General features: G+C 39.7%; 12 protein-coding genes, 1 tRNA gene and 2 pseudogenes. 10 read left to right on the top strand and 5 right to left on the bottom strand.

Translation table 11 applies throughout. The features are described 5' to 3' along the window. The first annotated feature begins 48 nt into the window (after positions 1-48). The gene (locus ACQ86H_RS23480) at positions 49-291 is read left to right on the top strand and encodes a hypothetical protein (RefSeq protein ID WP_431292682.1); all 243 of its coding nucleotides are present in this window, start codon (positions 49-51) and stop codon (positions 289-291) included. 7 nt (positions 292-298) lie between these two features. Beyond that, complete coding sequence (locus ACQ86H_RS23475) at positions 299-1,000, top strand: HD domain-containing protein (protein WP_146202961.1); 702 nt, start codon at positions 299-301, stop codon at positions 998-1,000. 66 nt (positions 1,001-1,066) lie between these two features. Here ACQ86H_RS23475 and ACQ86H_RS23470 read toward each other — a convergent pair whose 3' ends face one another. From ACQ86H_RS23470 to ACQ86H_RS23455, 4 genes are read right to left on the bottom strand one after another with little or no spacing between them, the layout of a single operon-like run. Beyond that, the gene (locus tag ACQ86H_RS23470; RefSeq protein WP_056095202.1) at positions 1,067-2,293 is read right to left on the bottom strand and encodes a hypothetical protein; all 1,227 of its coding nucleotides are present in this window, start codon (positions 2,291-2,293) and stop codon (positions 1,067-1,069) included. Further along, positions 2,290-2,736 (bottom strand): ubiquinol-cytochrome c reductase iron-sulfur subunit, encoded by a 447-nt coding sequence (locus tag ACQ86H_RS23465; RefSeq protein WP_056095200.1) that lies wholly within the window; start codon positions 2,734-2,736, stop codon positions 2,290-2,292. Before ACQ86H_RS23465 ends, ACQ86H_RS23470 begins: the two co-directional genes overlap by 4 nt. Positions 2,737-2,738: 2 nt before the next feature. After that, a complete protein-coding gene (locus ACQ86H_RS23460) occupies positions 2,739-2,996 on the bottom strand; it encodes a di-heme oxidoredictase family protein (RefSeq protein WP_431292681.1) in 258 nt (85 codons plus the stop codon). Then, positions 2,903-3,940, bottom strand: coding sequence for a di-heme oxidoredictase family protein (locus ACQ86H_RS23455; protein WP_431292680.1), 1,038 nt, complete (start codon positions 3,938-3,940; stop codon positions 2,903-2,905). The genes ACQ86H_RS23460 and ACQ86H_RS23455 overlap by 94 nt, the downstream gene beginning before the upstream one ends. Before the next feature lie 1,035 nt (positions 3,941-4,975). Here ACQ86H_RS23455 and ACQ86H_RS23450 point away from each other — a divergent pair. From ACQ86H_RS23450 to ACQ86H_RS23420, 7 genes and pseudogenes are all read left to right on the top strand, one after another. Beyond that, on the top strand, positions 4,976-5,386 hold the full coding sequence (locus ACQ86H_RS23450; protein WP_056095195.1) for a response regulator: 411 nt from the start codon (positions 4,976-4,978) through the stop codon (positions 5,384-5,386). Between the two features lie 438 nt (positions 5,387-5,824). Next, a pseudogene (locus ACQ86H_RS23445) lies at positions 5,825-8,298 on the top strand (type ISP restriction/modification enzyme). Between the two features lie 345 nt (positions 8,299-8,643). Next, a pseudogene (locus ACQ86H_RS23440) lies at positions 8,644-8,832 on the top strand (DNA adenine methylase); the annotation flags it as partial. Between the two features lie 81 nt (positions 8,833-8,913). After that, positions 8,914-9,063 carry a hypothetical protein gene (locus tag ACQ86H_RS23435; protein WP_431292679.1) on the top strand — a complete coding sequence of 50 codons (150 nt, stop codon included), beginning with the start codon at positions 8,914-8,916 and terminating at the stop codon, positions 9,061-9,063. After that, complete coding sequence (locus tag ACQ86H_RS23430; RefSeq protein ID WP_056095002.1) at positions 9,060-9,734, top strand: hypothetical protein; 675 nt, start codon at positions 9,060-9,062, stop codon at positions 9,732-9,734. The genes ACQ86H_RS23435 and ACQ86H_RS23430 overlap by 4 nt, the downstream gene beginning before the upstream one ends. 184 nt (positions 9,735-9,918) lie before the next feature. Continuing rightward, entirely contained in the window at positions 9,919-10,101 is a 183-nt protein-coding gene (locus ACQ86H_RS23425) for a hypothetical protein (protein ID WP_147273612.1), read from the top strand. Positions 10,102-10,153: 52 nt separating this feature from the next. Next, positions 10,154-11,728, top strand: a complete 1,575-nt coding sequence (locus ACQ86H_RS23420) for a recombinase family protein (protein ID WP_431292678.1) — start codon at positions 10,154-10,156, stop codon at positions 11,726-11,728. On the opposite strand, the gene ACQ86H_RS23415 is transcribed toward ACQ86H_RS23420, so the two are convergent. After that, a tRNA-Met gene (locus ACQ86H_RS23415) sits at positions 11,726-11,799 on the bottom strand. The two genes, ACQ86H_RS23420 and ACQ86H_RS23415, sit on opposite strands and share 3 nt — an antisense overlap. Before the next feature lie 1,080 nt (positions 11,800-12,879). Here ACQ86H_RS23415 and ACQ86H_RS23410 point away from each other — a divergent pair. After that, positions 12,880-13,260, top strand: coding sequence for an START-like domain-containing protein (locus ACQ86H_RS23410; RefSeq protein WP_029278206.1), 381 nt, complete (start codon positions 12,880-12,882; stop codon positions 13,258-13,260). The last annotated feature ends 77 nt before the right edge of the window (positions 13,261-13,337 follow it).

Below are 13,337 nucleotides of genomic sequence, written 5' to 3'. Positions count from 1 at the left end.
ACCTTGTTCGGCCTGTTGAAATGGGACTTTGAGAGCAATAACTTCGGTATGGATGTTAGATCAGCCGGGTACCGCCCAAGGATCTTGCTAGGAACCTATCAAAAGCTCGGTTATCTCCGTAGCGACACCCTTGTGGTACTCAGTCCAAGGAAGCCTCCGCAGAGCTATCATTATGATTTCAAAACCAATACACAGACCTCGGCGAAATCTTCTGAAACACTTGGAAGGGAAGCCATTTCTTATTATCAGAGTGCCTATTATCTCTTTAGGACAGGCGGATTAAAAAAATAAGAATATTATGAATTATTATCAGTTATTATTGATCTGTGTGCTAGCGGGGTCTGTGATCCTGCTAACAGGTAAATACTTTTTTAAGCGCAGGCGCAGAAACATCTTCAGTATGCTTATAGGAGATGTTCAAGCTTATGTAAGCTATCTTTTTGAGGAGCACTGGCAGGCTGACCTGGCATACCACGATCTGGATCATACCAGACTTGTGGTCAAAAGGACCCAGGAAATCGCTTCCAATTTTCGCCTGGATGACCTTCAGGAATTCATACTTTTCTCTGCCGCATGGTTTCATGACACCGGGCAGCTAACTGGGCCTCCTGCCGGCCATGAGCATCGAAGCGTGCGGCTGATGGAAGAGTTTCTTTCAGATAAAGGGATTGCACCGGATATCATTTCCGCCATCGGCCGCTGCATACTCTCCACCTCCATTCCACATAGCCCTAGCAATATCCTTGAAGAAATTATCTGTGATGCGGATACCTATAACCTGGGCAATGAGGAATTTCTCATCACCGATGCAAAGGTTGCGCGCGAAATGCAGAAAAGGGCAGATGTGGACCTAAGCCATTGGGATAAAGAAACACTTGCATTTCTATCAGCCCACCGTTTTTTTACGCCTTATTGCAAGTCTATGCTCTCGCAGGGAAAGCAAAATAATATCCATTTGGTGCGGGAACGCATAAAAAATAAATCAGGCCAAACACCCTAAATGGATTTGGACAATGAATGGGATATACTCTTAGGCTTCTTGTCGCTTTTATCCTGGCTGGTATCATTAAAAATAGGTTGACACCCCGAACTGCACCGCTCCGGTTCTGGCAGGCGGGTTTCCAAGGATATCCTTCTGCCACTGTTTTCGGTAGGAAAACCTCAGCACGGTTTGTTGCCTTGGCCTGAAACTGATGCCGGGCATTACGCTGAAAAGTTCATCACCAATATTCCCGCCGGTCTCCCTGAACTTCCCTACATTCCAGTCCACATACTCTACCCTGCAGGCTAAACTTACAACAGAATGCTGCCAGCCCAGAATCGTTTTTTTGATCACAGGTTGAACAATATCTATATATCCGCCCATCTGACGGCTCCCGAACTGCTGGGAATAGGTGTCGGGAACATCTACCCTGATCCATGCCCACTCAGCGGTGATGAAGGTCTTAAGTTTGGGAAGTGTAGTGTTAAAGTCTATGGCGAAAACATTTAACCTGCGTTTGTCATCGATAACAATTCCGTCCGACTGCCATTTATTGTAAACACCTCCCATATAGGATACGCCGAGTTCGCCTATATTGTTCCTGCGTACCGCAACCTTTCCCGTTAGAAGCGGCTGCCCGCTTGCAATTTCTTCAAACCTTTCCGGATTCCTTTTTGAGGCAGCCAGAGAGGTTCTGTTTTCAGGGTTTGCAATAATGGAATCGTCAAAGCTGCTTGTGGCATATAACTCGTAGCCCAGCATCCAGTCACCGCTATAGTTCTTGCCATAAATCCCGAATCCTGCACTGCTCCAGGTTGCAGGCAGCATCTGTGTCATGGCGATCGGACGGTCGGTGAATTCCCATTTAGGACCGTCATGGTTCTGGTTGAATGCACCAATGGGATTTAATATCATTCCACCCCTTAAATTAAGCAAGGGGTGCAGTTCCAGATCCAGCGCAGCAAATTCAACCGCTATTTCTTTTTCAGCAGGTTCAAATTCGATCTCGGAAAGGAACTTGATGCGCTTGGAAATGGTTGAGGCTACAAATAGCGTCATCCTTCTGAACTGGAACTGCTGTCCTTCAGAGATCCCGTCTGTACCCTGATACTGCCAGTTGGCTTCCATATACCCGCCCACTGATACCGGAAGTTTTCCCACGGCAATAAAAGGCCGTTCATAAACTGCATCCATGTTGAGTGAGTTTTTTGCTGTATCACTGGGTTTGGCCCTTAAAAGTTTCGGGTCGATCTGGGCAAAAGCCATCTGACCGATACCAATAGATATGATAAGCGTAAAGAGTTTTTTCATACTGCCTTCAGTGAAATTTTGATCCTGGTTTTTTCTATGGTAATGGGGAAAGTTCTTAAGTTTGCTTCTGCCGGACCATTTGTCATTCTGCCCTTATTGTCAAATTCACTTCCATGGGCCGGACATTGAAGCCTGTCTCCGAAAGCCTGGAGCTCGGTTCCCTGGTGGGTGCACTGCATCCATAGTGCAGAATAATTCAGTTCATCATGCCGGTAGATACAGATGGGATATCGGAGCAGGTCATTGCTGACTACAATGTATCTTTTGAACTGGACATTTTTTTCCTGTCTGATTTCAAAGTCCTTCATTTCTACGACCAGGTTATCCCCTGCAATCTCGCCCGTCGCCGGCACCAGGCTGCTGCATCCACTGATCAACGTGGTGATCCCAAGGCCTCCAAGGCAGGCCATTCCACAGCCTTTTATAAAATCTTTTCTTTTCATTTCTATAGTGATTCTAAAAATCTCAGCATGGCATTTCTTTCTGCCCCAGACAGCTGGTTGAACCTGTTGCGGCTTGCAGATGCCTCTCCTCCATGAAGGGTTACCGCCTCTTCGATGCTTTTTGCCCTTCCGTCATGCAGCAGATGATAAGATCCACCCTGTGAATTCATCGAAAGTCCCAGTCCCCATAGGGGCGGGGTCCTCCATTCGAAGGTCTTAGCCGATCCTTCCGTATAACCATCGTCCAGCCCAGGTCCCATATCGTGAAGCAGCAGGTCGGTATAGGGATGGAATTCTTTGTTGGATAGAGCAACCACTGGGGAAAAACTGTTTTTAGGGTAGGCTTGTGACAGCCTGAACAGTTGATCTTTTCGAACAGTTTCCTGCCGGTTTCAACTTCGGCATTTCCGGCATCGCGCTGTATGGGCGCTTTTAGCGTCTGTAGATAAAACACCACGTTATTCACTGTAAGTGTGGAAATTTCAGGATCAATCACCATCCGCGTATAGGCATCCACAGGATCAAAGCTTGAAGTTATCCCGATATCCTGGTTGTAGGCATTAACAGTCTGGTGGAGCAGGTTATATGCTGCCGCCTTTTTTCCAAAACGATGGATATATTTTCCCTTCAGTGCAATAGCGTTGTTAAAGGCCTGAACATATGACGGAAGCACTGCGTAATTTGGGACACCAGAAATGCCGTCATTATCCAGATCCTGGGGGTCAGCCATAGCTAGTATATCTGCATCAGCTACCAGTTCGAGAAAGCCAAGGCCGGTATTGGCAGGCGGTGTAAATTTTGAAAAGCTGGCGTCTGCTGGGATTTGCTCAGGTTTGTACCCGGGAATAGCCCTGTTCTGCAGTTGTGGGCCTCCCTGGTCCAAAAATTTATTGCCTGTCTCATCGGTCTGCCCGAAACGGACCAGCGTAGTAAAGGGATGGCCTTTGCCGTCTCCAGCATGGCAGCTTCCGCAGCTGGTTGCAACAAAGCCAGGACCAAGGCCATTCGCAGGAGTAAATATCTCATTGTTAAAGGCCGCATCTCCCAAAGCGAAACGTCTGAGCTGGTCATAGCTGAGTCCTTCCACCGGGCCATCAAGAATTTCATCCTCTTTTGGAGAAGAAGGGATTATCTTCTCACAGGACACCATTATAGCAACTAGGCTCATAAGTGAAAGCAGGACAATGGGTAATCTTTTCTGCATGTTATCTGATTTTTTGTAAATCTAATAATAAAAACAGAAAAGACTAAAAATAAATTTAGGTTTATCTAAAATATATTTTAGGGCTGCCGTTTTTTTTGTTTCGTTCTGTAACTGTCCCACGCTTAAGTGTTTAAGCGATGATCATTTCAACCGAACCGGATTAAAGAACATTATATTTTCGCAGTACTTTTACGCCTGGTGCAGAATGCTTCGAATCGTTTCGTTTTGGAAATTAGAAACCGATTTCCATCTGACCGTGTTGGGTGAAAGCGCTATACGAGAAAGGCATTTCTAAAAGATAAAATAGTATTTGTAATTGAAAGCGAAAACGAGGGCTTTTTATTTAATCTGGGAGAAAGGTAACTGGTGCAAAACGGAAAAAAGTTCCAGTCATTTTCTTGTGAACAATTCACGATAGCCGCCATACCGTGGGATTAGCATTTTTCAGAAAAATAGTAATTGAACTAAATGAAACTAGCGTTCACTAAGGCAAGATGTGCAATGAGTTTAGAAATAGACACGGGGACTGAACGGTGTCCATATCCCCGATATCTAAATTAACGCTCTCAAGGCTAAGATAGCATTCCATTATATGGAATCAAAATCCTCATCACCAATGTTATCTCACTTTTTAATTGGTCGACTTCGAAACCTTATCAAAAAGGTGAGACTTACAAACTTTAGAAGCAGGCTTCTTAAAAGTTTCCTTAACTAAAGACTTCTGGTTGAAGATTGGCGTGTAACATCAATATTTTCTTGGCAGGTGGGGGTATTGGAATAGCTATTTTTATCAGAAGTGGTAATAATTTATCCTGATTTTAGTAAAAAGGTTAGACGCAGAGACCGCAGGCGATAATTGTATTTCCTTAACTGCAGAGAACACCAATACTTTTGACGAAAATATTCTGAGAGAAGCTTTGCGCTAGCCAAAATATATTCTTGAGCCAATAAAAGCTTTCTTTTCAACCCTATAATTTTATTTTTGTATATTGAGAAAAGCTTTCCGAGGAAATATAGTGGTAGGAAAATAATGTTATGAGTGCAAATAAAATAACTCTCGCCTATGCGGAAGATGAGCGCTGGTTTCGGGAACCAATGGTAGAAATGTTGGTCGAAAGTGGCTTTGATGTCATTGGCGCTTTTAGTGATGGCAGAGAGCTTCTTACTTTCTCAGAAAATTGCTCGACTTTGCCTGATTTGTTTTTAACGGACCTGCGCATGCCCAAATTGAATGGTCTTGAGTTGACAAAAGAAATTTTGAAGAAATGGCCCCACGCGAAAGTGATTGTCCTAACTTCAGAGATAGAAAACTTTTACATAGAGGAGGCAAAGAAAGCTGGCGCTGTATGCTTTTTACATAAAATTATCGACTACAAGAATATCAAACACGCCCTCTTGGAGGTTCACCAAACTGGAGCGACGACCTTCGGGAAACTGAATTTGTAATACCTGGCCCGATTTCCTGTAAGCAGAGGGTTTTAAGGATGAAGGCTTTCTAAATAAGTTATGCACTCTAATTCGGGTAATTTGCGGTGACATTTGCACAGAAATTGCACAAGTTGTTTTTCGGTTCCCAATGTGCACAACTAATATTTGATACCGTTGCACGAATTTTACTTAGTTTTAAGCGTTTTAATTACAAGGGGTTCGAGAGAAATTCCTATTTTCACGAAAGGGTCTATTAAAAACGGTTTATGTTGATGATGTTATAGGGATATTGAAATATTCTATCATCAGCTTTGAAGCTATAACAAAATAGCGCATTACAATTTAAGTTTAATTTAATACAAAGTGAAACTTAGGGCTGGCAAATGAATTAATATACATACATAAATTGCAAATGCTAGCGACAACAAGTATCTTTCACTCATATTTATAATCTCAATGAGCCTGTTCGCTATTCACAATTATCAAAAAGAAGTAGAAGATATCATTCACTTTGGTGGGACAAAAAAAGAGACTGCTATAAGGAGTGCTTTCCATAATCTATTAAATGAATACGCACAAGGAAAGGGTCTAAAGGTAGTAACGGAAGTGAGTATTCAGGCGAATAATAGCAATAAAAAGGTTACGCCAGATGGTACTTTAAAAGACTCGTTGCGACAAGACTGGGGGTATTGGGAAAGTAAAGATGAAAGTGACGATATAAACGAAGAAGTACAGAAAAAGTTCAGTAAAGGATACCCTACTCAAAATATACTTTTCGAAGATAGCAAGACGGCAATTCTTTTTCATAACGGGCTAGAAACAAGTCGCGTATCAATGAAAGATGCAAATGCTCTTCACAACCTTTTAACTGATTTTATAAATTATGAAAGGCCAGAGGTTAAGCATTTTCGTCAAGCAATTGAACTTTTTAAATTGGATATTCCTAAAGTTACCGCGACAATTAGAGAAATTATTGAGAAAGCAGAAAAATCTAATAAAGAGTTTAAAAAATACAGCAAAAAATTCTTAAAAATATGTCACGATAGTATAAATCCCAATGTGACGTCCGACGATGTGCGAGAGATGATTATCCAGCATATTTTAACTGAGGATGTCTTTAATACAATATTTGATGAGAATCAATTTCATCGAGAAAATAATATTGCCCGTGAATTAGAAAAGGTAATTCATACCTTTTTTATCGGTACCGTCAGAAAAACGGCACTATCAAGCGTTCAACATTATTATCAAGCGATTAATGCTGCCGCGGCTGGAATCGCTGATCATCATGAGAAGCAAAAATTTTTAAAGGTAATTTACGAAACCTTTTATAAAAGCTATAATCCAAAAGCTGCTGATCGCTTAGGGGTAGTATATACTCCAAACGAAATCGTTAATTTTATGATTAAGGGTTCAGATTTTTTATTACATCAGCATTTTAATAAATTTTTATCCGACCAAGGTGTTGAAATTCTGGACCCCGCTACTGGAACAGGAACATTTATTACCGATATAATAGATTATATTCCTAAAGATAAATTAGAGTTTAAATATAAAAATGAGCTACACGCAAATGAAGTCGCAATATTGCCTTATTACATTAGTAATTTAAATATTGAGTTTACCTATAACCAAAAAATGGGTAAATATGAAGAATTTACTAATCTATGCTTTGTAGATACTCTTGATAATTTGGGATTTACTTTTATGGGGAAGCAAACAAATCTATTTGCTCCATTTTCCCAAGAAAATAGCCTTCGTATCATCAAACAAAATACTAGAAAGATTTCGGTGATAATTGGTAATCCTCCATATAATGCAAATCAAGTTAATGAGAATGAGAACAATAAGAATAGGGAATACCCAGAAATCGATAAAAGGATAAAAGATACTTTCATAAAATATAGTAAAGCTCAAAAAACAAAAGTTTATGATATGTATTCCCGCTTTTATAGATGGGCTTTCGATAGAATTCAAGATAAGGGAATTATTGCATTTGTTACAAATCGGAGTTTTATTGATAGTAAAACCTTTGATGGTTTTCGTAAAGTTATTCAAACAGAATTTGACCAGGCTTATATTATAGATACCATAAGTGATGTCAGAGCCAATCCTAAAATCGCTGGTACAACTCACAACGTTTTTGGAATTCAGACTGGTGTTGCAGTTATGTTTTTGATCAAAAAACAAAACCGAGTTAAGGGTGCACAATGCAGTATTTTTTATACCGCACTCGATGATAACTGGAAAAAAGAGCAAAAACTTCAATGGTTTACAGAAAATTCCATTTCCTCGGCCTCATTCACTCATATTCATCCAGATAAAAATAGCAACTGGCTGAACAACACAGATAATGACTTTGATAAATTGCTTCCGATGTACATTAAAGGTGGTAGTAAGTCGATTTTTAATTTGGCTTCCAATGGAATTTCTACTAATAGAGATGAGTGGGTTTATGATTTCAATGAGAAAAATCTAAAATCTAAAATCAAGTATTTTATTAAGATCTATAACAATTGTGTTAACGCAGGCAATTTTGAAAAATATGCAAAAGAAATCAAGTGGAGTCGTGATTTAAAAAATAAATTAACGCGAAAAATATTTGCTGTCGAGAAATCCGTTTCTTTTGTTAAATGTAACTATAGACCTTACACCAAAAAATATTGGCTTTAAATTCGGTTTTGAATGATGTGATAAGCCATAATCAAAATTTCTTTAGTAGTAACAATAATATCGCAATTTGTATTAACGGGAACGGATCTGACTTTCGATTTCTTATAGTTGATACTTATCCCGATCTTCACTACACTGGAGATACAAAATGTTTTCCGCTTTATCGTTATGATGAAAAAGGCCGCATTGTGGGCATTTCGGCAAAAATGGCCAGCCGTTCCGCATTTAAACTGTCACCCCATTTCGCTTTAAAGTGACCACCTGTTTCGGGGCAAACTGGCCGTTCTGATCTTTCGATCAGCTTTTTTCGCAACTGGCTTTCGGGAATAATTTTTCAATTTCTGCATAAAATAAAGGCTCCTGGGAGCATATCTACTATTCGGGATGACTACGGTCACTTCGCTGTTTTGAAGGGGGTATGGCGTTTTTTTACGCGTTCCAGTACCTGCGAATGGATTTTGATCGCTAGAAAGGTCTGAATTGAGGATAAATCCGGCAGTAAGATGGATTAAACCGAAAAGTCCTGAGGAAAATGGATTTGGATCCGAAGTGTATATTTGTTCGGAGGGAAAGGAACTTAGATGTGCATCATCCGGTAATCAATTTGGTGGCCAGTTTGGCCCGAAACAGAGGGGTCACTTTCACCGAAATACACAATCAGGCTCCAGAACTGCCAGATAGAATGCGCAGATGCGCTTTACATCATCGCAAGCCGCGATACCGCAGATAGTTTCTTTTACTGTGATCCGCCCTACTACAACTCTGACTGTGGTCACTATGACGGTTATTCTGAAGGGGATTTTGAAGCCCTTCTTTTTTTACTGGCCGGAATAAAAGGCAAGTTTTTGCTCTCTTCCTACCCATCTCCAATATTGGAAAAATATGCCAAAGAACATGGCTGGCATCAATGGTCGGTAAAGCAACAGGTTTCCGTTAATGCAAAAGGAGGAAAGCAGAAAAGCAAGACGGAGGTGCTAACAGCTAACTACCCGATAGACCTAAAGACGGAATTTGGAGTTTGAAAGTAAAGGAAATAAACCCAGAATTGCTGGCACTTTATCATGGTTCGCTTGGACTGGACGGTGGGAAAATAAACATCCAGTCCGGTAAAGGAGTTGGCTGGAACGCTCTCACTCTCGGAAATGCATTTTATACTTCAATAAGTGAGGACGCCGCCTGCCTTTTTAGCCATCTCGTACTCCAGAAGTCAAGATTGAAAGGTGAATCGGGGTTTGATAATCTTGGATATGCCAAAATCTATAAGATAACACTCAGCAAGGATGCCAGCATTTTGGATGCTGACAAAGCTCTGGACGCATCTCGCGTCCGGAGTATTTTGCTGTGCGCAGGAGTTTCCGAGCGATACCTAAATCACCGGCACGATGACCAGCTCTCTGATTTTTACAAGGTTGCTGATCTGCTCTGCTATGGGATGGACTGGGAAGGTAACCGTAATGAATATCTTACAAGGGTACTGGGTTACGACGGACTTTTAATTAAAGAGAGAGCCTGGGAAAACTGGGATTATTATCCATCAGGCATTGGGATTGACTGGGATAAAACAAACGACCCGAAACTTTGGCCACCAAAAACAGTCGCGATATACAATACAGATAGTGTAGCGGGATTTGAGGTAATCCGCGATGGCGTAATTGAATCTTTGGCAATAGATCATTCAGATTTGCAAAGATAAATTATTAACAGGAGACTCATGTGCTCATCTCAAAATGCGAGTACATTAATGATAGATGCACCCCAGGTTATGCCTATTTGCATCTATTTCTAACAGGAGCGTAATTAAATGTGATTATCCAATCCTGTTATTCTTCAGAATACCGTTCGAAAAATATTTGTTACTCAAAATAAACGTCATGGATATGGAGTTTGATTTAAATATAGAAACTATTGTGCGCCAGCATGATCTAACGATCGAAGAGGTGCTTTCAAAGCAAATGTTTTCACATTTTACCGAGCAGCAGGCTAAGGATGTGATCCTTACTATCAAAAAAATGTCTATAATCATTTTTAATGCAAGTGAAAAAAAGGATCAAAAAACTTGATAAATTAATTGATTATTAGTATCTTATAGTGTAATAAAAAGAAGTATTATTTATGTCAGACATCTTTTTTTTCGACTCATTTGCAAAAGGGAAACAAAATAAAAAAGTTTCCAAAAGCTTGGAATGCGTTATCTATACAAGGGTTAGTAGTAAAGAACAGGCTGATAATTTAAGCCTGGGAACCCAATTGAAGGCATGTATGCTATACGCAGAGAAATTTGGGTTTAATATTGCCGCTCAGTTTGGGGGAACCTACGAAAGCGCTGAGAACGATGAGAGAAAGCAATTTACCGCCATGCTTTCTTTCGTGAAAAAATTCAAAGGAAAAATATCTTCTATCTTAGTGTATAGTCTGGAGAGGTTTTCAAGAAATGACAACTCAATCTGGCTTAGCGGAGAATTGAGGCGCTTAGGTATAGAAATAATTTCCGTAACACAACCTATTGATACCTCGAGTGCTTCGGGTCAGATGCAACAAAAGTTGTTGTTCCTGTTTGGCGAGTTTGACAATCAATTGAGAAAGCAAAAATGTAGTGCTGGTATAAAAGAGATGTTACTGCGTGGTGATTGGCCGACTAATCCTCCTTTAGGATTTGAGATTGACAGATCGAAGAACAAAAGGCAGATTGTTATAAATGGGAAGGGAAGGCTCATTCGTCAGGCCTTTGAATGGAAAGCTTATGAAAATGTGTCAAATGAGGTAATTCGCGATAGGTTGGCGGCTAAAGGACTAAAATTGATTCATCAGCGTATCTCAGAAATCTTTAGAAATCCATTCTATTGTGGCTTGATGGTGCACAATATGTTGGAGGGACAAGTGGTTGTGGGCAATCACGAGAAATTAATTAGCAGGGAACTTTTCTTAAAGGTTAACGGTATGCTAGATAAGATTCCCCATGGTTTTTCACTAAATGAAGAAAATGTGCACATTCCTTTGAAGCGCTTTATGGTATGTGCCGAATGCGGGAAGCCGTTGAGTGGCTACCTCGCACGCAAAAAGAATATACATTATTATAAATGCAAAACCAAAGCTTGCTGTAATAACAAAAATGCTGATTCTCTTAATTCCAGATTTGCAGACATACTTGATTTCTTTAAAATTGACATTGCCAAGGAATATATAGAACTATTGGTTGAGCAGGTTGCTGCAACATTTAACCAGTTGACTCAAAATAAGCAAGCGGATCTTTTAGAGTTGGAGAACAGCCACAGAGAAGTGAAGAAGAAGGTGGAGCGATTAGAGGAAAGATATATTGAAGAAGATATAAGTCAGGAACTTTACACAAAGTACCATGAGAAATATTCGGACGAAAAAAGAGAAATTGAGCGGAATTTGCTCATCCTGTCTAATAAAAGTTCGAACCTTTTAAAATGCGTTAGGTTGGCTATAGAATATGCCACTCAGCTACCTTTAAACTGGCTTTCTGGTGATTACCATACTAAGCAACAACTCCAAACATTACTGTTCCCTAGTGGTATGAGTTATGATAAGAAAAATGATAAAGTTCGAACCACTGAAATAAATTTAGTGTTTTTGTATATAGCTTATTTTCAGCAACTTATCAGTAAAAGAAAAGAGGCATACCAGAATTATCTCTGGATTATGCCTCTTTTGCCGATTCGGTAGCGGGGAGCAGGATCGAACTGCCGACCTCAGGGTTATGAATCCTGCGCTCTAACCATCTGAGCTACCCCGCCGGGCTTAATATTTACTACATAACGTAAATATCGATGTGGTTATTTTTAAGAGTTGCAAATATAGAATAAATATACATTCTATTAAAAAGAAATGTGAAAAATACTTTAAAGCCTTAATGTTCAGTAAATTTTATTGTTTTTAAGCGATTGTAATCGTTATTTTAGCCCTTAAGGGAGCCTGTTTTTAGAAATTAATAACGCAACGAAGCGCAACATTCCGGTATGTGCCGCAAAAAGTAACTGCATTTCTGACCTTATCCTATCTCAAGTTATTGCTTACGGTCAATGCCATTATTTAAACCGTTGATACAGGTGAAAATAATTAACCACAGATAAGAAGGATTAACACAGATATAAAAATCCCAGTTTATCTATGTAAATCTGTGGTTAAAATCATAACTTAATGATATTGTGCTTAGGGTAGGTATGGGAAGATAATCAGCTGACCGTTTGTGCTGATAAAATTTAGTGGTTTCAAAAAGATTGCTTAACCCCCTGGTGGTACCAGGTCATCCCTAAGGTAACCTTATCTATAGCTGATATTCGCCAATCCTTTACCCTTTAGGTAATAAAAGAGGTAACGCCAGGGTAAAGAATAGGTAAGCAAAGGGTAACCCTGGGGTTAACCTGGTATAGAGAAAGGGTAAACAAATGGTACAGGATGGGTAAAGGAATTGGCGCTGCTTTTTTAAAGAAGAAGATGTTTTTTGTCCGGAGTCAATTAATGGGTATGAACAATTAACAACCCCGTTTCTTAACCATATAAGACATATAAAAACCATATAAGCGCAATCAAAACTTAACTGACCTTAAATTCCTGATAGGATGAAAACAGTTAACTGAATACAACAATTAACCGAGTATCCAATAACCATTCCGGAGCATAGCGTAGGAAGTCTTGAGTCGATTACCTGTTTAACCAATTAGCCACAAAAATCAGTAAACCAACAGCAAATGGACCAATGCATCAACGACTTTAACCAATAAAAATTATATTGTTGCAGATATAGAATAAATTACCTTTCTTTAGAAAAATAATATTAAAAAATTGTCCGGAAATTATCCTGGTAGTGTACTAACATGGCAGAAAAGAAAAAATTTACACTAGAGTACGAAGTTAGATCGTCACCAAGAATTTTATATAGTTTTATCAGTGAACCAAACGGTTTATCGCAATGGTTCGCGGACGATGTGAATTTCCGTGATCAGGTATACACTTTTACCTGGGATGATGAGCAGCAAAAAGCAAAACTGGTTTCAATCAAAGAAAATAAGCTGGTTAAATTTAAGTGGCTGGATGATGAACCTCAATGTTATTTTGAGATGGAAATTGTACAGGACGAACTCACCAATGATGTTGCCCTCTCGATTACTGATTTTACGACCGATGAACTTCTGGCAGAGAAAAAATTAATCTGGGATAACCAGATCGATTACCTGATTAGCGTTTTGGGTGCCTAAATTACCTTCGCATTGTTTACCTTTGTAGGGTGAAAAAAATACATCTTCTATTAATAAAAGCATTTGTGAAGCCATTC

This window comes from Pedobacter sp. P26 (assembly GCF_050632135.1).
Classification (GTDB): Bacteria; Bacteroidota; Bacteroidia; order Sphingobacteriales; family Sphingobacteriaceae; genus Pedobacter.
Note: the sequence above shows the minus strand (reverse complement) of the source record. Positions and strands in the feature narration are given on the sequence as shown.

Bases quoted from the DNA above. Each gene is read 5' to 3' on its own strand.
- ACQ86H_RS23420 (WP_431292678.1), top strand. From the start codon at position 10,154: ATGTCAGACATCTTTTTTTTCGACTCATTTGCAAAAGGGAAACAAAAT.
- ACQ86H_RS23450 (WP_056095195.1), top strand. From the start codon at position 4,976: ATGAGTGCAAATAAAATAACTCTCGCCTATGCGGAAGATGAGCGCTGG.
- ACQ86H_RS23475 (WP_146202961.1), top strand. From the start codon at position 299: ATGAATTATTATCAGTTATTATTGATCTGTGTGCTAGCGGGGTCTGTG.
- ACQ86H_RS23455 (WP_431292680.1), bottom strand. From the start codon at position 3,940: ATGCAGAAAAGATTACCCATTGTCCTGCTTTCACTTATGAGCCTAGTT.
- ACQ86H_RS23465 (WP_056095200.1), bottom strand. From the start codon at position 2,736: ATGAAAAGAAAAGATTTTATAAAAGGCTGTGGAATGGCCTGCCTTGGA.
- ACQ86H_RS23470 (WP_056095202.1), bottom strand. From the start codon at position 2,293: ATGAAAAAACTCTTTACGCTTATCATATCTATTGGTATCGGTCAGATG.
- ACQ86H_RS23425 (WP_147273612.1), top strand. From the start codon at position 9,919: ATGGAGTTTGATTTAAATATAGAAACTATTGTGCGCCAGCATGATCTA.
- ACQ86H_RS23460 (WP_431292681.1), bottom strand. From the start codon at position 2,996: ATGGGACCTGGGCTGGACGATGGTTATACGGAAGGATCGGCTAAGACC.
- ACQ86H_RS23480 (WP_431292682.1), top strand. From the start codon at position 49: ATGGATGTTAGATCAGCCGGGTACCGCCCAAGGATCTTGCTAGGAACC.
- ACQ86H_RS23410 (WP_029278206.1), top strand. From the start codon at position 12,880: ATGGCAGAAAAGAAAAAATTTACACTAGAGTACGAAGTTAGATCGTCA.